The sequence below is a fragment of the Pseudomonas sp. GW821-FHT09E12 genome (assembly GCF_059416085.1).
Genome location: NZ_JBWKOM010000004.1, coordinates 481,701 through 501,730, shown reverse-complemented (window position 1 = coordinate 501,730; position 20,030 = coordinate 481,701). Strand labels below are relative to the sequence as shown.

The following is a 20,030-nucleotide window of genomic DNA, read 5'->3' as shown; positions in this document are numbered from 1 at the left end:
ATCAGCTTTGGCCGTCGCGATCGCGGAAGCCCAGCAGATACAGCACGCCATCCAGGCCCAGGGTGGAGATCGCCTGCTTGGCCGACTGCTTGACCAGCGGCTTGGCGCGGAAGGCCACGCCCAGGCCGGCGATCGCCAGCATCGGCAGGTCGTTGGCGCCGTCGCCGACCGCGATGGTCTGCTCCAGGCGCAAACCTTCCTTGGCGGCCAGTTCGCGCAGCAGATCGGCCTTGCGCTGGGCGTCGACAATCGGCTCGACCGCGACACCGGTCACCTTGCCGTCGACCACTTCCAGCTCGTTGGCGAATACGTAGTCGATCCCCAGCTTGGCCTGCAGCTGCTTGGCGAAGTAAGTGAAACCACCCGAGAGGATCGCGGTCTTGTAGCCCAGGCGCTTGAGTTCGGCGAACAGGGTCTCGGCGCCTTCGGTCAGGCGCAGCGATGCGCCGATGGAGTCCAGCACCTTGATGTCCAGGCCCTGGAGCAAGGCCAGGCGCTCCTTGAAGCTGGCGCGGAAATCCAGCTCGCCAGCCATCGCCCGCTCGGTGATTTCCGCCACCCGGTCACCCACGCCGGCCGCCTTGGCCAGTTCGTCGATGACTTCCGCCTCGATCAGCGTCGAGTCCATGTCGAACACCGCCAGGCGGCGGTTGCGACGGAACAGCGAGTCTTCCTGGAAGGCGATATCGACGTTCAGCTCCTGGGCGACGCTGAGGAACTCGGCACGCAATGCCTGCGGATCGGCCGCTTCGCCCCGCACGGAGAACTCGATGCACCCCTTGCCCTTGTCGGCCGGGGTGTCCAGCGGCATGCGCCCGGAGAGGCGATCGATGTGGTCGATGTTCAAGCCGTACTTGGCGGTGATCGAACTGACGCGCTGCAACTGCTCGGCCGTGACCTTGCGGGTCAGCAAGGTGACGATATGGCGCTTCTTGCCCTGACCGCCGACCCACTGCTGGTAATCCTCTTCGGAAACCGGCGTGAAACGGACCTGCTGGTCCAGCTCATAGGCGGTGAACAGAATGTCCTTGAGCACCGACGAACTCTGCTCGTTGTCCGGAATTTCAACCAGGATGCCGAACGACAGAGTGTCGTGAATCACCGCCTGACCGATGTCGAGAATGTTCACACCACCCTGGGCCAGAACGCCGGTAATGGCCGCAGTGAGACCCGGACGGTCTTCACCAGTGATGTTTATCAGGACGATTTCGCGCAAGGCGCACCCCCGCAGGTGGAAAAAAACCGCATTCTACCCACTTTCAGTGACCATCGGGCACAGCCAGCGCTTTGCCGGTCTAGGGCCTGTCGCTATACTGCGCCTCAACTTCACGGACAAAAGAGCCGAGCTCAGTGAACCGGCCCACGCCAGTTAAAACCGATAACTTCTTCCTGCTGATCTTCCGTGCACTGCGTCACCGCCGTGTACCGATTGCATTGCGCATTGCCAGCCATAACGTGATCCTGGTCGCCCTGGCCCTGGTGATCTATGCCTGCGTGATGGGCCTGCAGTTCAAGCAGGCCATGCACGAACAAGCCGACGCCCTGGGTCAGAGCCTGACTACCCAGACCGCGACCTCGGCCACCGAGCTGTTGGTGTCCAACGACATCCTCAGCCTCAACGTGCTGCTGAATAACCTGACCAAGAACCCGCTGGTTGCCCATGCGGCGATCTACAGCGTGGACAACCGCATCCTCGCCGAAGCCGGTCAGCGCCCGAAAAGCAGCCTGCTGGGTGAAACCGAAGGCGTCTACCAGACCAAGATCACCTTCCAGGACGTGACCGCGGGTAACCTGCGCATCAGCCTGGACATGGAACAATTCCAGCAGCCGATGACCATCAGCCTGCAGAGCATGGGCATTCTCAGCGCGATCCTGCTGGCTTTGGCCCTGGCCTTGAGCCTGCGCCTGGGACGGCACATCTCCACACCGCTGATGCAACTGCGGGTCTGGCTGCGGGATATCGACGAAAACACCCCGGCCACCCAGCGCCAGGACGAGATTGGCGACCTGGCGCGCCAGCTGCACGCCAGCTTCGCGCCCGAGAAGGTCGAGCCGGAACCCGAACCGCAAGCCGAGATCGACGATACCGACTACGACGACAGCGAAGACGCGGAACCGACTTTCGAGGTGCGCAACCTGCGTGACCCGAGCTTCGATGAAAGCGCTCCCGTAGCCGGGCTCAAGCCCGCGCCGCGGCACGTGATCAATGCCGAAGAGGACCTGGCCGACGATGAAGACCCGTTCGCCGACCTTCGCGACAGCTCGTCCACCGCGACCGCTGCCAAGCCGATCGTGAAACCCACGGTACCGGCACAGCCGCAGCACAGTGCGGTCCTGGCCGTGCAACTGGGCGCCCAGGAGCAACTGCGCCGCCTGCCCCGCGCCCGCCTGACGGAATTGCTGGAACGTTATCGCGACTGCCTCGACCAGGCCGCCTCGCTGTACCAGAGCGAACTGCACACCCTGAACGACGGCAGCACGCTGATGCTGTTCCATAGCGAAGACAGCGGCGACGACTACCTGACCAATGCCATCTGCTGTGGCGAGTTGCTGCGCGCCCTGGGCCACGCCCTGCAAATCGAAGTGGCCGACAGCGGCATCACCCTGCAGCTGCAACTGGGCCTGACCCTTGGCGAAGAGCTGTTCGGCCTGAGCCAGATCGACCTGCTGCTGACCGAGACCGCCCAGGACGCCCTGGCGCTGTCCCAGCACAGCCGCAACCTGCTGCTGGTCGAGCGCAAGATCAACGATGACGCCCTGATTCGTCAGCGCGCGCGCATCCGTCCGATCGCCAGCCCGGAAGGCGCCTGCTGCGTCGAACGCCTGATGGAGCCCTACCCATCGATGCTGGAACGGCAACTGGCGCGGATGCACGAAACCCGGGCCAAGCTCTAAGCCAGCCGCCCAACAAAAAGCCCGCAGCGATGCGGGCTTTTTTGTGGCTGCGGCACAATCGTCGCGAGCAAGCCGGTCGCCCCTCTGTAGGAGCGAGCTTGCTCGCGATACTCCATCAAGGGCGCACCATTACCTCAGGCTCAACCTGCCCCCCCCCCCCAGAAACGACAAAGCCCGCTGATCAGCGGGCTTTGTCCTGGAACCGCAACACTCAGAAGCGGAACACTTCCATATCCGTGCGGATAGGCGTGGCCATTGGAATCTTCGGCTGCTTCTCCTGCTCGGCCGGCTTTGCCGCCGGCGCAGGCGCCGCCTTGCGGGGTACCTCGGCTACCGTAGGCTGGTTGGCCAGCGGCTTGAGGGCACCCGACAGCTGCTCGGCCAAGCGTTGCAGCAATACGCCCTGGGCCTGGACCTGGGACGCGGTGGTACCCGCATGCTGCTCCTGCAGATGAACGATACGGTTGTCGCGAACCTGCCCACGACGATCGATCAGGCGCCATTGCGCATCGAGAACCGCCGGTTGCGAGGCGCCCGAATCCAGGCGAGTGATCGACAGCAGCACCTGCACATCCGGAGTGAAACCGGTGCTCGCCGGCGCCAGCACTACACGCTGGCTGTCCAGCTGGCCGGCGACCTGACGCAACAGCAACTGATCGATATCGGAAGACAGGCTACCGGCCCAGCGACCGTCGGTCGAAGCCTGCAGGCTGCCGTCGTTCTGACGTTGCAGCAAGGTTTCACGTTGCAAGTAGTCGGCAACCAGTACCGGCCCCAGCAATACGGCCATGCCGGCGCTTTGTGCCGGTTGAGCTGGACTTCCGCTGTCCAGCTGATACAGCGACACCGGCTGGTGTACGCTGCAACCCGCCAGGCCAAGAACGCCAGCGAGCAAGAAAACAAGAGGAAGGCGCAGAGCAGTCATCATCCCATCCAGGTGGCGGCCACAAGGCTAGCCACAGTGTAAATACTCAAAATAACCCTGAATAACGCTCAGCCACGCCGGCGCTTGAAAGCGCATATCATCCGTGAATATGCGCCATGACTCCAGTGTTGTAGCGCCGATCTACCGGTTAAATCGCAGATCGGACGCTCTAACCCGCATCAATTGAGAGTTTCTACCAACAACGCATCCACTCGCTGGAAGCCCCGTGGCAGCTTGTTACCCCGGCGACCGCGCTCGCCCTTGTAATGTTCAAGGTCATCGGCCTTGAGCGACAGGGTACGTTTTCCGGCCTGCAGCACCAGTGTCGCGCCTTCCGGCAGTACCGCGATATCGGTCACGTACTCTTCGCGGCTGGCCACTCGCTCACCCGGAATCCCGATGATCTTGTTGCCCTTGCCTTTGCCCAACTGCGGCAGGTCGCTGATCTTGAACACCAGCAAACGCCCTTCGGTGGTCACCGAAGCCAGCCAGTTCTGTTCACGATCACTCACCGGCCGCGGCAACAGCACCTTGGCGTTGTTCGGCAGACTCAACAACGCCTTGCCGGCCTTGTTCTTGGCTTGCAGATCCTCGCCCTTGACCACGAAGCCGTAACCCGCGTCGGAGGCGATCACGTACAGCGCCTCATCGTCCGGCAGCAGTACGCATTCGAAACTGGCCCCAGGCGGTGGCGTCAGGCGTCCGGTCAGCGGCTCGCCCTGGCCACGGGCCGATGGCAGCGTATGCGCCGCCACCGAATAACTGCGCCCGGTGGAGTCGATGAACACCGCGAACTGATTGGAGCGCCCGATGGCCGAGGTCTTGAAGCCGTCGCCGGCCTTGTAGGACAGCCCCGTGGCGTCGATATCATGCCCTTTGGCGCAGCGTACCCAACCTTTTTCCGACAGAACGATGGTGACCGGCTCGGTCGGCATCAGCTCATTTTCCGACAGGGCCTTGGCCTCGGCGCGCTCGACGATCGGCGAACGACGGTCGTCGCCGTAGGTTTCGGCGTCCTGCAGCAATTCGGTGCGCACCAGCTTCTTCAGCTTGGCTTCGCTGTTGAGCAGGGCTTGCAGCTTGGCCTGCTCCTTGAGCAGCTCGTCCTGCTCGGCGCGCAGCTTCATCTCTTCCAGCCGCGCCAACTGACGCAGGCGGGTATCGAGGATGTAGTCGGCCTGCACTTCGCTCAGGGCGAAACGCTCGATCAGCTTGGCTCGCGGCTGGTCCTCGGTACGAATGATGTGGATCACTTCATCCAGGTTGAGGTAGGCGATCAGCAAGCCGTCCAACAGGTGCAGGCGGCGCTCGACCTTGTCCAGGCGGAACTGCAGGCGGCGGCGCACCGTCAGTACGCGGAACTCCAGCCACTCCACCAGCAGGGCGCGCAGGTTCTTCAGTTGCGGCTTGCCGTCCAGGCCGATGATGTTGACGTTGACCCGGTAACTGGATTCCAGCTCGGTGGTGGCGAACAGATGCTGCATCAGCTCGTCGGGATCGACCCGGTTGGAACGCGGAATGATCACGATCCGGCATGGGTGCTCGTGGTCCGACTCGTCGCGCAGGTCGGCGACCATCGGCAGCTTCTTGGCCTGCATCTGCGCGGCGATCTGTTCCAGCACCTTGGCGCCGGACACCTGGTGCGGCAGCGCGGTGACGATGATGTCGCCATCCTCGATGCGATAGACGGCACGCATGCGCACCGAACCGCGACCGGTTTCATAGATTTTCAGCAGGTCGGCGCGCGGCGTGATGATTTCCGCCTCGGTCGGATAGTCCGGGCCCTGAATGTGCTCGCAGAGCTGCTCGACCGTGGCCTTGGGCTCATCCAGCAGGCGCACGCAAGCGGTGGCGACTTCGCGCAAGTTGTGCGGCGGCACGTCAGTGGCCATGCCCACGGCGATACCAGTGGTGCCGTTGAGCAGGATATTCGGCAAACGTGCCGGCAATACCAGGGGTTCCTGCAGGGTACCGTCGAAGTTCGGCCCCCAGTCCGCGGTACCCTGGCCCAGCTCGCTGAGCAGCACTTCGGAGTAACGCGACAGGCGCGCTTCGGTGTAACGCATGGCGGCGAAGGACTTGGGATCGTCCGGCGCACCCCAGTTACCCTGACCGTCCACCAGCGTGTAGCGATAGCTGAAAGGCTGCGCCATCAGCACCATGGCTTCGTAGCAGGCCGAGTCGCCGTGGGGGTGGAACTTACCCAGCACGTCACCGACCGTACGGGCGGACTTCTTGTGCTTGGAATCGGCATCCAGCCCCAGCTCACTCATGGCGTAGACGATACGCCGCTGTACCGGTTTCAGGCCGTCGCCGATATGCGGCAAAGCACGGTCCATGATCACGTACATGGAGTAGTTGAGGTAGGCATTTTCGGTGAAGTCAGCCAGCGATCGGCGTTCTACGCCATCCAGGCTGAGATCCAGGGAGTCGCTCATGCGGGCCTCATCAGTTCGTTGTCTGGCGCAGCAGCAAAGTGCCGCCGCGCTGGGTAAATTCAAGTTTTTTCAAAGCGCTCATGCCCAGCAACACCTGCTCGCCACCCAGGCCCGGCGCGACCAGCGCACGGACATCGCGCAGGACGATATCGCCCAGTTGCAGGCGGTCGAGGCGGGTTCGATAACCCTCGCTACGACCGTTGGCGGTACTCAGGGTCACCGGTGCGCCCTTCTCCAGGCCAAGACGCTCGGCCAGCCCGGACGGGATCGACACATCGGTCGCTCCGGTATCGAGCATGAAACTCACCGGCTGGCCGTTGATCTGGCCGCTGGCGATGAAATGCCCCTGGCCGTTGCCGACTAGTTTCACTTCGATGTAACCCTCATGTTGTTGCGAAGTGACGACAGCATTGGGGTTCTCCTGACGCTGTTCCCACTCGCCAAAAAACCGTGTTGCCAAGAACAGGCCGGCGCCCCAGGCCAGCACCAACAGCACGCGCCCGGCACGTTTGCCCGGTGGCTGCTGGCTCACGGCTTGGCACTCCAACCGCCCTCGGGCGCGGCGAAGCGCCAGACGATCGGGCGTTTTTCACCGTCGGCACGGGCTCCGGTGTTGTTATCCACACCGATCCAGGCGCCGTCGGCATCCACCACCAGGGCCTCGGTCAGGCCATAGGCCTGTGGATAACGCCGGTTTTCCTGCAACGCCTCGGCGGCAAACGACCAGCAACGCTCGACCTTGGCCGTCGACGCATCACGACGACAGACCTGGAACGCATTGCGCTCGAGGGTGAACAACTTGCCCTCGAACAGCGACAGGTCGGCGAAATCCCGGGACACCGCCTTGGCCTTGGGCATCTGTGGTGGCTGCATTTCCAACCCGGCCTCGCTGAGCAGCACACAGCCGCCGTCGCAATCCCAGACACTCTGCTGGCGCTTGATCAACAGCAGCCCGCGGCGCTCGCGCTCGGCGGCCAGCCAGATCCGGTCGCCGGCCGGGTTGACCGCCAGGCCTTCGAACAGGGCATTGAAGTGCAGCAACATACCGCTGGCCCGCGCCTCGCGCACCATGATCGGCGAAATCTTCAGCCAGGCGGCCGAACCCGTCGGCGGCAGCTGCAACACTGCCGCATGGGACTCACTGACCACATACTTGTTGCCGGCGCTGTCGCAGGTAATGCCCTCGAAATCCAGGTCGCCGCCGCGCACGAACGACGCGACCCAGGTGCGCGAGTTCAAGCCCCAGGGCAAACCGCTGTCCGGCACCGGCGGCACGTCGATGCGCACGGTTTCGGCCTGCCAGACGCGGTCGCTGGTATCGAGCCGATAGATCTGATCGTCGTCGCGGTCGGAGACCGTCCACAGCGCCTTGCCGCACAACGCCAGCCCCGAAAGGTTGCCGCCACGCATGCCGTCCACCGGATGCTCGGCCAGCAGCCTCAACTCGGGCAAGGGGTCGGCCATCGCCGAGGTTGCCAATAGCAGTAACGCCAGGGCAAAGCCTCTGCGCATCAGGCCAGAACCTCGGCCAGGTTGCCCTTGGACTCCAGCCAGCTCTTGCGATCGCCGGCGCGTTTCTTCGCCAGCAGCATGTCCATCATTTCCGAGGTCGCGGCGAAGTCTTCACCGAGGGTCAACTGCACCAGGCGCCGGGTGTTCGGGTCCATGGTGGTTTCGCGCAGCTGCGGCGGGTTCATTTCACCCAGGCCTTTGAATCGGGTGACCTGCGGCTTGCCACGCTTCTTCTCGGCCACCAGGCGATCGAGAATGCCATCACGCTCGGCTTCGTCGAGGGCGTAGTAGATCTCCTTGCCCAGGTCGATGCGGTACAGCGGCGGCATCGCCACGTAGACGTGACCGGCATCCACCAGAGGACGGAAATGCTGGACGAACAGCGCGCAGAGCAGCGTCGCGATGTGCAAGCCGTCGGAGTCGGCGTCGGCGAGGATGCAGATCTTGCCGTAGCGCAGCTGGCTCATGTCCTCGGCGCCCGGGTCGACCCCGATGGCCACGGCGATGTTGTGCACTTCCTGGCTGGCCAGGACTTCGCTGCCGTCGACTTCCCAGGTGTTGAGGATCTTGCCGCGCAGCGGCAGGATCGCCTGGAACTCCTTGTCCCGCGCCTGCTTGGCCGAACCACCGGCGGAATCACCTTCCACCAGGAACAACTCGGAACGCATCGGGTCCTGGCCGGCGCAATCCGCCAGCTTGCCTGGCAGTGCCGGGCCCTGGGTGATGCGCTTGCGCTCGACCTTCTTGCTGGCCTTGAGGCGACGGCCGGCGTTGCTGATGGCCAGCTCCGCCAGTTGCATGCCCAGTTCCGGGTTGGCGTTGAGCCACAGGCTGAACGCGTCCTTGACCACGCCCGAAACGAAGGCGGCCGCCTCGCGGGACGACAGGCGTTCCTTGGTCTGGCCGGAGAACTGCGCGTCCTGCATCTTCATCGACAGAACGAAGGCGATGCGCTCCCAGACATCTTCCGGTGCCAGCTTCAGGCCACGCGGCAGCAGGTTGCGGAATTCGCAGAACTCGCGCATGGCGTCCAGCAGGCCCTGGCGCAAACCGTTGACGTGGGTACCGCCCTGGGCGGTCGGAATCAGGTTGACGTAGCTTTCCTGCACGCTGTCGCCGCCTTCCGGCAACCACAGCAGGGCCCAGTCCACCGCTTCCTTGTTACCGGCCAGGCTGCCGCAGAAAGGCTCGGCCGGCAGGCGTTCGAATTCGCTGACCGCATCCACCAGATAGGAGCGCAGGCCGTCTTCGTAATGCCACTCGACCTTCTCGCCGGTGCCTTTGTCTTCGAAGCTGACCAGCAGCCCCGGGCACAACACGGCCTTGGCCTTGAGCACATGCTTGAGGCGGCTGACGGAGAATTTCGGCGAATCGAAGTATTTCGGATCCGGGGCGAAGTACACGCTGGTCCCGGTATTGCGCTTGCCGACGCTGCCGACTACTTCCAGCTCGGTGGCCTTGAAGCCGTCGGCGAAGGTCATCTGGTATTCGTTGCCATCACGCTTGACCCGCACCCGCACCTGGTTCGACAAGGCGTTGACCACGGAAATACCCACCCCGTGCAGACCGCCGGAGAACTGGTAGTTCTTGTTGGAAAACTTGCCGCCCGCATGGAGCTTGGTGAGGATCAGCTCGACACCGGACACGCCCTCTTCGGGGTGAATGTCCACTGGCATGCCGCGGCCGTCATCGGACACTTCCAGGGAATGGTCGGCATGCAGGATGACCTGGATCGACTTCGCGTGCCCCGCCAGGGCTTCGTCGACACTGTTGTCGATGACTTCCTGGGCGAGGTGGTTCGGCCGAGTGGTGTCGGTGTACATGCCCGGGCGTTTGCGCACCGGGTCGAGGCCCGAGAGGACTTCGATGGCGTCTGCGTTATAAGAGCTAGCGCTGGGAGTGGCCATGGGGTCTCGTCGTTAGTCGTTCAATGAAATAGAAGCGAGGGTTCACAGCGAGGTGAAATCGATCGCCTGGTACTGATCCGGGCCGATGCCGGCAAAATTCAACAACGCCGGCAATTGTCCGGCAAAACCCTGGAAACTATGGTCGCCGCCGGCCTGGATGCGCAAGGCACAGGCTCGGTAATACAGCTGGGCGCTGCGATAGTCCAGCGTCTCGTCACCTGTCTGCAGCCAGACCTGGAACCGCTGCGGGTCCTGGGGCGCCGGCACTTCCAGCTCGGCCAGGGCCGTCACGTGGTCGTGGGTCAGTTCCCAGGTTTCCCCGGTATAGAGGTTGGTCTGCGTGCCCAGAAAACCGTCGAACATCCGGTGCGGACTGACCGCGGGGTTGATCAGCAGGGCTTTCAGGCCGTGACGCTCGGCAAGGTGAGTCGCATAGTAGCCGCCGAGAGAGCTGCCGACCAGCAGCGGCCGTCCGAGTTCGGCAATCGCCTGTTCCAACTGGCCAATGGCCTCGCGTGGATGATGATGCAAGGCCGGCACCCGCAGCTGTTCACCGCGGCCGATCGCCTCCATGACAGCGATCAGCTGGCTGGCTTTCTTCGACGCCGGTGCGCTGTTGAAGCCGTGGATATACAGGATCGAACCGGACATGCGCACTCCCTTTGCATCGTGCAAAAAGGCGCAGTTTACAGGGTGTATCGCCGCTTGACTTGTGTTCAGGTGTATCCCTTTGTCCTGCCGCCGCAGACTGCGGCTCCGGGCCGGAATCAGTAGCCGTCGCTGCCGTAATCGACCTCAAAATCGAAGCCGGTGACCCGCTCGACACCGGTTTCCAGGCGCCCGTCGGGCAGCAGGCGCAGCCAGCGATAACCCGGCGCGGTCTCACCGACCTGGAAATCCTCGCTGCCCGGTTCGAACTGGATGCAGGTCGAGGGCGACGCCAGCAGGCGCAAAGGCCCTTGCTGGCGGTCGATTTCCTGATGCACATGGCCCCAGAGCACCGCGCGCGCCTGTGGAAAGCGCTCCAGCACGGCGAACAGCGCATGCGGATTGCGCAGCCCGATGGGCTCCATCCAGGCGCACCCGATGGAGACTGGATGATGGTGCAGGCATACCAGGTGATGGCGTTCGGGGGCTTCGCTCAGGGCACTGGCGAGCAGCTGCAATTGATCGTCCTGCAGATAGCCCGGTACCGAACCGGGTACGGCCGAGTCGAGCAGGGTGATCCGCCAGTTGCCGATATCCACCACCGGCGCCAGCAACGAACTCTGGGTCGCCGCCTGCGCCATGATGTGCGGCTCGTCGTGGTTGCCGGGAATCCAGCGCGCCGGCGCCGGAATCTGCCGGGTCATGTCACGAAACAGCTGATAGGACTCCAGCGTACCGTCCTGGGACAAATCGCCCGTGGCCAGCATCAGGTCGATCCGCGGTTGCTGTTCCAGCACCAGATCGATCACCCGCTGCAGGCTGTCGCGGGTATTCATGCCCAACAGCGTGCCGTCCGCTTCGGCGAACAGATGGCTGTCGGACAACTGCACCAGCAACACGGGATCGTCGGTGGTCAGAGTGGATACGCTCGGCAAGGCGGCCTCCCAGGGCGTGTCACGGGAAGTGAGGAATGGGGGCAATTATGCTGGGGGAAATTCAAAAGAGGAAACCGGCGAACCGGACGCAGTTCACATCTACCGCACGGCCTCGAACTCATGACCGCAAGCCAGGCAGTGGCTCAGCCATTCACCGAGAAATACATTGAGCTGGGCCTTCTCGTCCGGCTGGTGCATGAAGGCATTCGGATACGGATAGATGCCACGAAAGCGCCGAGCGTGCTCGGCACTGATGACCTCGGCCATGCGCGCGTCGTGATAGACCTGGACCTCCAGCTGCGGCACCGGCAGCCAGGGCAGGCTGTGCTCCTGACGCACCTGCAGGGTGGTGGTGTAGGGACAGGCCAGCAGCACCTCCAGCGCCAGCACGCCCAGCATCTGGTCGCCCTGGGTCACCGCGATCCGCCGCGCCACCGGCTGGTTGCGCATGTCGGGCAACAGGCGCATCAGCCGGGCATAGTTGGCCTCGCAGGACGCTTGCAGCCCCACGAGATCGACCCGATAGCGATCGCGCACTTTGTTTACGACCATAACCCCCTCACTTCAACGCGGTTCAAAGCCAGCCATTGCAAGGCAATAATGCTCGCCGCGTTGGAAATCCGCCCATCCCTTACCGCCTGCAGTGCGTCTTCGAAAGCCCAGACCGACACACGGATATCCTCCGCCTCTTCCTCCAGCCCGTGCAGGCCACCGGCACCGCTGCTGTCGCAGCGCCCCAGATACAGATGCACGAACTCGGTACTGCCCCCCGGCGACGGGAAATACTGGATCATCGGCCACAGCGCGGAGAATGTCAGTCCAGCTTCCTCCTGCGCCTCGCGGTGAGCAACTTCTTCCGGCTGCTCGTCCTTGTCGATCAGACCGGCGACCAGCTCGATCAACCAGGGGGTCGCGGTTTTCCCCATGGCGCCGACGCGAAACTGCTCGATCAACACCACTTCATCGCGTTGCGGATCGTATGGCAGGACGCAGACAGCATCGTGACGGACAAAGATTTCACGACTGATTTCGCGCCCCATGCCACCGGCGAACAGCTCGTGGCGCAGGTGCACACGGTCGAGCTGATAAAAACCCTGGAAGCATTTCTCGCGCCGAACGATATCGACAGTGGTCGGCGTGGTGTTGGCAAAGTCCGTCATAGCAATCCTCGTTTCCTGCAATTCGATCCGAGGCTCCCCCTCGACTTCGCGCCATCCTAACGCGCCGCTGACCGATGATGCAGCCCCTTTGCCATCATCGGGATAGACGGCAAGGGGGCAAACCTAATCTAATTGCCTCTATTGAGCTTAGTGGCGAACTGATTGCCCCGCAGGCAGTCGAAGCCGGTAACTTTTGCCTACCTCTGGTTTATCAAGGACGCACATGTCGCTTCTTAAAATCGCCTCCGTGGCTTGCCTGGCCCTGACTCTGGGCGCCTGCCAAAGCCTGTTCCAACCCAGCTATCAAAAGCCCCTGCAAAGCACCAGCGACAAGTCGGAACAGATCAAGCCCGGCTGCAGCAATCAGGATTGCCCGCTGGTGAACATCGACACCGTGCACTTCGCCGACGAGCCGCAGCTGGATGCGCTGATTGAAAGGCGCCTGCTGCAGATGACCCGCACCACCGCGGACCAGGCCGTGCCAGCGACGCTGAGCGCCTATAGGGAGAAGTTCCTGCGCGAGGCCGACAGCCGCAACAGCATGTACCTGCAAGCCAAGGTACGCGAACAGCATGACGGCCTGGTGATCATCGAACTGGCCAGCTACCTGGACACCGGCGGCGCCCACGGCACGCCCGGTCGCGGCTTCATCAACTACTCCCGCGAGCTGCACAAGGAACTGACCCTGTCCGACATGCTGCGCCCGGGCCAGGAAGCCGCGTTCTGGAAAGCCGCCCAAGTGGCTCACAACAGCTGGCTGATCAGCACCAAGCTGGACCAGGAGCCGGAGTTCATCAAGAGCTGGCCGTTCCAGAAAACCCCGAACGTGGCGCTGACCTACGGCGGCGTGATCCTCAAGTACAACGTGTCGGTGATCGCGCCTTACGCGCTGGGCCACATTGAACTGAAGATCCCTTACAACCGCCTGAACGGCATTCTCAAGCCCGAGCTGTTTCCTGGCCGTGGCTGAAGGCCCATCCCAGCAGCCCCTGCAGCAGCCCTGCCAACACCAGTGACGGCAGGGTTGCGCCAACATCCGGATAGAAGTTGGCCAGCAGGTGATAGGTGCTGACCCCGCCCAGCCAGGCCAGCAACGCCGGCCAGCGCCACCCCACGGACAGTTCCTGTGCACTGCGCTTGCGCAGGATGAAGTGATCCACCAGCACCACGCCGAACAGCGGCGCGAACACCGAGCCGATCAGCAGCAGGAAGTTCTGATACTGGGCCAACGGCGCCAGGCAGGCGATCAGAGTGCAGAGCACGCCAATGGCCAAAGCCAGGTGCTCGACTTTCAGACGCAACAGAATGCCGCAGGAAACCGCGGCCGAATGGATATCGGCAAAGGCGTTTTCCGACTCGTCCAGCAGGATCAGCAACAGCGGAATCCCCAGGCCCGCGCCGGCCAAAGCCAGCAGCAGCGCATTGACTTCGCCACTCGGCGCAAAGGCCAGGGTGTAGGCCACGCCCAGGCTCATCAGCCACAGATTGCCGATAAAGAACCCCAGCGCCGTACCACCAAAGACATTGCGCGCCCGCTTGCCGAACCTTGAATAGTCGGCGATCAGCGGCAACCACGACAGCGGCATGGCGATCGCGATATCGAAGCCCACGCCGAGCGGCATGGAGCCGTCGCCGGCCTGGGCCCAGAGCGCGGCCAGATCGGCCTTGGCGAACAGGTTCCAGGTCAGCCACAGGCAGGCCGCCAACAGCAGCCAGATGCCCCACTTGCGCAGGATCTTGCGTACGAAGGTCAGCGGCCCACTGACCGCGAGCAAAGTCGCCAGCGCGCCGAAAAACAGGGTCCAGAGCAAAGGACTGGCCAGCAGGCTGCCTTCGCTGAACGCACGAGTGCCCAACAGGCTGGCGGCATCGCGCATGACGATGATCTCGAACGAGCCCCAGCCCACCAGTTGCAACAGGTTGAGCAACGCCGGCAGGCTCGCGCCGTAAGTACCGAGGCTGAGCTTGAGCGCCGCCATGGACGACAGGCCGGTATCACTGCCGATCACCCCGACCGCCGCGAGCAGCAAGACGCCGACCGCCGTACCGAGAAAGATCGCCAGCAAGGCACCGGACAGGCCCAGGCCTGGCGCCAGCAGCGCGCCGGTCTGCAACACCATCAGGCCGATGCCGAGGGAAAACCACAGGGAAAACAGATCGCGCGCGCCGAATACGCGTCGCTCGGCCGGGACCGCAAGATCGGGAGAGTAAGTGCTGCTGGATGTGTTCAAGGATGCTATCTCGAAGGGGCACAGTTGGAAAATCATCACACCCCATAGGAGCGAGGCTTACCCGCGATAGCGTTGTGTCAGTTACGACGCCATCGCGGGCAAGTCGGATCGCCGCCCGCTCGCTCCTACAGGTGATGAGTGATCGCTTCTGGCGAAGCGATCACCAACGCAGGATCAAACCTTCTTGTACAGCTGGCTGCCTTCCTGCTTGAAGCGCTCGGCCTGCTCCGCCAGTCCCTTGGCGACATCCACGTCCACCGCTTCTATGCGCTGGTTGGCCGCGTACTCACGGACCTCCTGGGTGATTTTCATCGAGCAGAACTTCGGCCCGCACATGGAGCAGAAGTGCGCGACCTTGGCCGAATCCTTGGGCAGGGTCTCGTCGTGGTAGGAGCGCGCGGTGTCCGGGTCGAGGCCGAGGTTGAACTGGTCTTCCCAACGGAATTCGAAACGCGCCTTGGACAGCGCGTTGTCACGGATCTGCGCGCCCGGGTGGCCTTTCGCGAGATCCGCAGCATGCGCGGCGATCTTGTAGGTGATGATCCCGGTCTTCACGTCATCCTTGTTCGGCAGGCCCAGGTGTTCCTTCGGCGTCACGTAGCAGAGCATGGCGCAGCCGAACCAGCCGATCATCGCCGCGCCGATACCGGAGGTGATGTGGTCGTAGCCCGGGGCGATGTCGGTGGTCAGCGGGCCGAGGGTGTAGAACGGTGCCTCGTCGCAGCACTCCAGCTGCTTGTCCATGTTCTCTTTGATCAGTTGCATCGGCACGTGGCCGGGGCCTTCGATCATGCACTGTACGTCATGCTTCCAGGCGATCTTGGTCAGCTCACCGAGGGTTTCCAACTCGCCGAACTGCGCTTCGTCGTTGGCGTCGGCGATCGAGCCAGGACGCAGGCCGTCGCCCAGCGAGAAGCTGACGTCGTAGGCCTTCATGATTTCGCAGATTTCGTCGAAATGGGTGTAGAGGAAGTTTTCCTTGTGATGCGCCAGGCACCACTTGGCCATGATCGAACCGCCGCGGGAGACGATGCCGGTCACGCGCTTGGCGGTCAGCGGCACATAGCGCAGCAGCACGCCGGCGTGGATGGTGAAGTAGTCGACACCCTGCTCCGCCTGCTCGATCAGAGTGTCGCGGAACAGCTCCCAGGTCAGGTCTTCGGCCACGCCGTTGACCTTCTCCAGCGCCTGGTAGATTGGCACGGTACCGATTGGCACCGGCGAGTTGCGGATGATCCACTCGCGGGTTTCGTGGATGTGCTTGCCGGTGGACAGGTCCATGACGGTGTCCGAACCCCAGCGGATGCCCCAGGTCAGCTTCGCCACTTCTTCTTCGATGGACGAACCCAGGGCGCTGTTGCCGATGTTGCCGTTGATCTTCACCAGGAAGTTGCGGCCGATGATCATCGGTTCCAGTTCGACGTGGTTGATGTTGGCCGGAATGATCGCGCGACCGCGGGCGATTTCCTCACGGACGAACTCGGGGGTGATTTCTTTCGGGATGCTGGCGCCGAAGCTGTGGCCGGCGTGCTGTTGATCGAGCAGATCCGCGGCGCGAGCCTCTTGCAGCTTCATGTTTTCGCGGATGGCGACGTATTCCATCTCGGCGGTGATGATGCCCTTGCGCGCGTAGTGCATCTGGCTGACGTTGGCCCCGGCCTTGGCCCGGCGCGGGTTGTTGACGTGGGCGAAGCGCAGCTTGGTCAGCTCGGGATCGGCGAGGCGTTCCTGGCCGAAGTTGGAACTCAGGCCCGGCAGGCGCTCGGTGTCGCCACGGTCGTCGATCCATGCCGAGCGTACATCGCCCAGGCCTTTGCGCACGTCGATCACCACGTTGGGGTCGGTGTACGGGCCGGAGGTGTCATAGACGGTGACTGGCGCGTTGATCTCGCCGCCGAAGTCGGTCGGGGTCACGTCGAGGCTGATTTCGCGCATCGGCACGCGAATGTCCGGGCGCGAACCCTGGACATAGATTTTTTGCGAGCGGGTAAAGGGCTGAACCGACTGCTCATCGACCTTGGCCGATTCGCTAAGGTGGGTAGCGTTTTTTAATTTTGTAGTCATCACGGGCTCTCCAGACAGCATCCAGGCAGTGGATTTTTGTCGGAGCGAACCTGTAACGAACGGACGCAACCATGGCTGGAGCCAGAGGCGAAAACCAGCTGGTGCAGTGCTTGGTGCTCGAGGGGTGTTCGATTGTCGAACAACATCCCGGACGAAGCACAAGAGGACTCGCCGGGTGACGAGAAATCTTGTTCCCTACGCAGGCGCTAACCTGATCAGGTTCAACGGGATCCGGATTATCCGATCTCAGCCTCATAGCAAGGCACCCCGACAAGAACCCGGCCAGTCTAGACAAAGCCGGTGCAGAACGCCAACCCCACGGCAAACAGCATGATGAATGGCGTAAATGCAGGATTGTTGCCCTTCGCAGGCGCATCTACACTCGATGGGTTGCGTCGAACCTTGACGCTGCACAGGCCGAGACTTAGCCTTGGCGCCAGAATTATCCTCGTAATATCAACTCTAGGGATCGCCGAATGCTGCGCAAACTCTCACTGGCCATCGCCGTGTCTTGTGCGTCCAATGGAATGGCCTGGGCAGCAGAAGCGCCCCTGACCACCAAAACCGACCTGGTCAGCGTCTACCAGGAGGCGGTGGACAACAACGCCGACCTCGCCGCCGCCCGCGCCGATTACGACGCACGCAAGGAAGTGGTGCCACAGGCGCGCGCCGGGCTGCTGCCCAACCTCTCGGCCGGTGCCGACCTGAACAACACCCGGACCAAGTTCGACGAACCGTCGATGACCGCCACCCGCAGCGGCACCGTATACCAAGCGACCCTGGCCCAACCGATTTTCCGCGCCGACCGCTGGTTCCAGTTGCAGGCGGCCAAGGACGTCAACGAACAAGCCGCGCTGGAACTCTCGGCTACCGAGCAGAACCTGATCCTGCAAAGCGCCGAGAGCTATTTCTCAGTGCTGCGCGCCCAGGACAACCTGGCCTCGACCAAGGCCGAAGAGGCAGCCTTCAAGCGTCAGCTCGACCAGTCCAACGAGCGCTTCGACGTCGGCCTGTCGGACAAGACCGACGTCCTGCAATCCCAGGCCAGCTACGACACCGCGCGGGCTAACCGGATCCTCGCCCAGCGCCAGGTGGATGACGCCTTCGAAGCCCTGATCACCCTGACCAACCGTCAGTACAACTCGATCCAGGGCATCGTCCACAGCCTGCCGGTGCTGGCGCCGGCCCCGAATGACGCCAAGGCCTGGGTCGATACCGCGGCCAAGCAGAACCTCAACCTGCTGGCCAGCAACTACGCGGTCAGCGCCGCCGAGGAAACCCTCAAGCAGCGCAAGGCCGGCCACGCCCCGACCCTCGACGCGGTGGCGCAATACAAGAAAGGCGACAACGACGCCCTCGGCTTCAGCAACCCGGCCCCGCTGGGCCAGCGTTACGGCAGTGACGTCGAACAACGCACCATCGGCCTGCAACTGAGCATTCCGATCTACAGCGGCGGCCTGACCAGCTCCCAGGTCCGCGAGTCCTACTCGCGCCTGACCCAGAGCGAGCAGCGCCGTGAAGCCCTGCGGCGCCAGGTGGTGGAAAACACCCGCAACCTGCACCGCGCGGTGAACACCGATGTCGAGCAGGTCCAGGCCCGGCGCCAGTCGATCATCTCCAACCAGAGCGCCGTGGAAGCCACGGAAATCGGCTACCAGGTCGGCACGCGCAATATCGTCGACGTGCTCGACGCCCAGCGCCAGCTGTACACCTCGGTGCGCAACTACAACAACAGCCGCTACGACTACATCCTCGACAACCTGCGCCTCAAGCAAGCCGCCGGCACCCTCAATCCGGGCGATCTGCAGGACCTGTCGCGCTACCTGAAAGCCGACTACAACCCGGACCGCGACTTCCTGCCGCCGGACCTGGCCAAGGCCGCGGCGGAACAGCTCAAGGCCCGGCCGGGGCAGTAACCTGTAGCCGCTGCCGCAGGCTGTGATCCTGTCCGCAGGACACGCAAAAAGGCCACCGCGATTCAATTGAATGGCGGTGGCCTTTTTTACGACCGTTCCGGTCGATCGCAGCCTGCGGCAGCGGCTACAGCAAGCGATCCAACCCGTCGAGCAGGCGCTGCAGAGCGCCCTGGTTGCTGCGCATCACCCGCAGCCCGGCATCGGCCATCTTCTGCGCATCCCGAGGCAACTCGAACAGGCGCTGCACCGCCACCGCCAGGCCATGGGCATCGTCCACTTCCTGCAGGGCACCCGCCTCACGCAGCATTGTCGCGATCTCCAGGAAGTTGAACAGGTGCGGCCCGCTCAGCACCGGCTTGGAAAGGGCCGCCGGCTCCAGCAGATTGTGCCCGCCATTGGGTACCAGGCTACCGCCGACAAAGGCGCTGTCCGCCAGGGCATAGAGAAACAGCAGCTCGCCCATGGTGTCGCCCAGCAGCACCGAGGTGCTGGCGCTGACCGGCTCGGCGCTCGAGCGGCGAATGGTCTCAAAGCCCTGCTGCCGGCACAGCTCGAACACCGGATTGAAACGCTCCGGATGACGCGGCACCAGGATCAGCAAGGCATCCGGGTGGCTGGCCAGCAGTTGGCGATGAGCAGCCAGCACCACAGCGTCTTCGCCTTCATGGGTACTGGCGGCGATCCACACCGGGCGTTCGCCGGCTTGCCATTGCTCGCGCAGCTCGCTGGCGCGCACCAGCAGTTGCGGGTCGATGCTCAGGTCGAACTTGATCGAGCCCGTCACCTCGACTGTTTGCGGGCGCGCGCCCAGCTGGCGAAAACGCTCGGCCTCAGCCTCGGTCTGCACCGCGAACAGGCTCATTTCAGCGAGCATCGGTGCGGTCAGCTTGGCAAAGCGCCCATAACCCCGGGCCGAGCGCTCCGACAACCGCCCATTGGCCAGCGCCACCGGAATCCCGCGCTTGGCGCACTGGTGAATGTGATTGGGCCACAGCTCAGTTTCCATGATCACCGCCAGCTTCGGCCGGACCCGATCGAGAAAACGCGCGGCGGCGCAAGGCAGATCATAAGGCAGGTAGCAGTGCTGAATGCGCGGCTCGTTGGCGAACAGCGCCTGGATACGTTCCGAGCCCGTGGGGGTCATGCAGGTGACCGTGATCGGCAGCTGTGGATAACGCGCCAGCAAGGCACGGATCATCGGCGCGGCGGCGATGCTCTCGCCTACCGACACCGCGTGCACCCAGATCCCGCCCGGCTGCATTGCCGGCAGCCCCCAGGAAAAACGTTCGCCAATCCGCCGGGCATAGGCCGGCGCCTTGCGCGCCCGCAGCCACAGACGAATCGCCACCAATGGCAGCCCCAGGTAAAACAGCGCGGTGTAGAGAGTTCTATTCATGGC

General features: G+C 63.3%; 16 protein-coding genes and 1 riboswitch. Of the genes, 3 read left to right on the top strand and 13 right to left on the bottom strand.

Annotated features, from left to right (window positions below):
* Position 1 precedes the first annotated feature (1 nt).
* Positions 2 to 1,216 carry a phosphoserine phosphatase SerB gene (gene serB / locus AC07PQ_RS14170; RefSeq protein WP_007921412.1) on the bottom strand — a complete coding sequence of 405 codons (1,215 nt, stop codon included), beginning with the start codon at positions 1,214 to 1,216 and terminating at the stop codon, positions 2 to 4.
* Positions 1,217 to 1,350: 134 nt separating this feature from the next.
* On the opposite strand from serB, the gene AC07PQ_RS14165 reads away from it, so the two are divergent.
* A complete protein-coding gene (locus AC07PQ_RS14165; RefSeq protein WP_007921413.1) occupies positions 1,351 to 2,895 on the top strand; it encodes an AhpA/YtjB family protein in 1,545 nt (514 codons plus the stop codon).
* A gap of 211 nt (positions 2,896 to 3,106) precedes the next feature.
* Here the strand turns inward: AC07PQ_RS14165 and AC07PQ_RS14160 are convergent, their stop codons facing one another.
* The 9 genes from AC07PQ_RS14160 to AC07PQ_RS14120 all read right to left on the bottom strand — a co-directional run bounded on the left by AC07PQ_RS14160 (position 3,107) and on the right by AC07PQ_RS14120 (position 12,420).
* Positions 3,107 to 3,820 (bottom strand): PqiC family protein, encoded by a 714-nt coding sequence (locus AC07PQ_RS14160; RefSeq protein WP_007921414.1) that lies wholly within the window; start codon positions 3,818 to 3,820, stop codon positions 3,107 to 3,109.
* A gap of 179 nt (positions 3,821 to 3,999) precedes the next feature.
* Positions 4,000 to 6,258, bottom strand: coding sequence for a DNA topoisomerase IV subunit A (gene parC / locus AC07PQ_RS14155; protein ID WP_009041892.1), 2,259 nt, complete (start codon positions 6,256 to 6,258; stop codon positions 4,000 to 4,002).
* Positions 6,259 to 6,268: 10 nt separating this feature from the next.
* On the bottom strand, positions 6,269 to 6,790 hold the full coding sequence (locus AC07PQ_RS14150) for a retropepsin-like aspartic protease family protein (RefSeq protein WP_493185738.1): 522 nt from the start codon (positions 6,788 to 6,790) through the stop codon (positions 6,269 to 6,271).
* Positions 6,787 to 7,770 (bottom strand): esterase-like activity of phytase family protein, encoded by a 984-nt coding sequence (locus AC07PQ_RS14145; RefSeq protein ID WP_101336667.1) that lies wholly within the window; start codon positions 7,768 to 7,770, stop codon positions 6,787 to 6,789. Before AC07PQ_RS14145 ends, AC07PQ_RS14150 begins: the two co-directional genes overlap by 4 nt.
* Positions 7,770 to 9,677, bottom strand: a complete 1,908-nt coding sequence (gene parE, locus AC07PQ_RS14140; RefSeq protein WP_007921422.1) for a DNA topoisomerase IV subunit B — start codon at positions 9,675 to 9,677, stop codon at positions 7,770 to 7,772. The genes AC07PQ_RS14145 and parE overlap by 1 nt, the downstream gene beginning before the upstream one ends.
* Before the next feature lie 42 nt (positions 9,678 to 9,719).
* Positions 9,720 to 10,328, bottom strand: coding sequence for a YqiA/YcfP family alpha/beta fold hydrolase (locus tag AC07PQ_RS14135; RefSeq protein WP_007921424.1), 609 nt, complete (start codon positions 10,326 to 10,328; stop codon positions 9,720 to 9,722).
* A gap of 116 nt (positions 10,329 to 10,444) precedes the next feature.
* On the bottom strand, positions 10,445 to 11,260 hold the full coding sequence (gene cpdA, locus AC07PQ_RS14130; protein WP_493185737.1) for a 3',5'-cyclic-AMP phosphodiesterase: 816 nt from the start codon (positions 11,258 to 11,260) through the stop codon (positions 10,445 to 10,447).
* A 99-nt stretch (positions 11,261 to 11,359) separates the two neighbouring features.
* Positions 11,360 to 11,812, bottom strand: coding sequence for a DUF1249 domain-containing protein (locus AC07PQ_RS14125; RefSeq protein WP_007921426.1), 453 nt, complete (start codon positions 11,810 to 11,812; stop codon positions 11,360 to 11,362).
* Positions 11,803 to 12,420 carry an NUDIX domain-containing protein gene (locus AC07PQ_RS14120; protein WP_007921427.1) on the bottom strand — a complete coding sequence of 206 codons (618 nt, stop codon included), beginning with the start codon at positions 12,418 to 12,420 and terminating at the stop codon, positions 11,803 to 11,805. Before AC07PQ_RS14120 ends, AC07PQ_RS14125 begins: the two co-directional genes overlap by 10 nt.
* A gap of 223 nt (positions 12,421 to 12,643) precedes the next feature.
* On the opposite strand from AC07PQ_RS14120, the gene AC07PQ_RS14115 reads away from it, so the two are divergent.
* Positions 12,644 to 13,390 carry an RsiV family protein gene (locus AC07PQ_RS14115; protein WP_150048671.1) on the top strand — a complete coding sequence of 249 codons (747 nt, stop codon included), beginning with the start codon at positions 12,644 to 12,646 and terminating at the stop codon, positions 13,388 to 13,390.
* Here AC07PQ_RS14115 and cytX read toward each other — a convergent pair.
* Positions 13,359 to 14,687 carry a putative hydroxymethylpyrimidine transporter CytX gene (gene cytX / locus AC07PQ_RS14110; protein WP_493185736.1) on the bottom strand — a complete coding sequence of 443 codons (1,329 nt, stop codon included), beginning with the start codon at positions 14,685 to 14,687 and terminating at the stop codon, positions 13,359 to 13,361. The genes AC07PQ_RS14115 and cytX overlap by 32 nt on opposite strands.
* 138 nt (positions 14,688 to 14,825) lie before the next feature.
* The gene (gene thiC / locus AC07PQ_RS14105) at positions 14,826 to 16,715 is read right to left on the bottom strand and encodes a phosphomethylpyrimidine synthase ThiC (protein ID WP_493185735.1); all 1,890 of its coding nucleotides are present in this window, start codon (positions 16,713 to 16,715) and stop codon (positions 14,826 to 14,828) included.
* A 175-nt stretch (positions 16,716 to 16,890) separates the two neighbouring features.
* Positions 16,891 to 16,995: riboswitch (TPP riboswitch) on the bottom strand.
* Between the two features lie 196 nt (positions 16,996 to 17,191).
* Between thiC and AC07PQ_RS14100 the strand changes: the two genes are divergently transcribed.
* The gene (locus tag AC07PQ_RS14100) at positions 17,192 to 18,631 is read left to right on the top strand and encodes a TolC family outer membrane protein (RefSeq protein ID WP_007921438.1); all 1,440 of its coding nucleotides are present in this window, start codon (positions 17,192 to 17,194) and stop codon (positions 18,629 to 18,631) included.
* Positions 18,632 to 18,755: 124 nt separating this feature from the next.
* On the opposite strand, the gene waaA is transcribed toward AC07PQ_RS14100, so the two are convergent.
* Positions 18,756 to 20,027 carry a lipid IV(A) 3-deoxy-D-manno-octulosonic acid transferase gene (gene waaA, locus AC07PQ_RS14095; protein ID WP_007921440.1) on the bottom strand — a complete coding sequence of 424 codons (1,272 nt, stop codon included), beginning with the start codon at positions 20,025 to 20,027 and terminating at the stop codon, positions 18,756 to 18,758.
* Positions 20,028 to 20,030 lie beyond the last annotated feature (3 nt).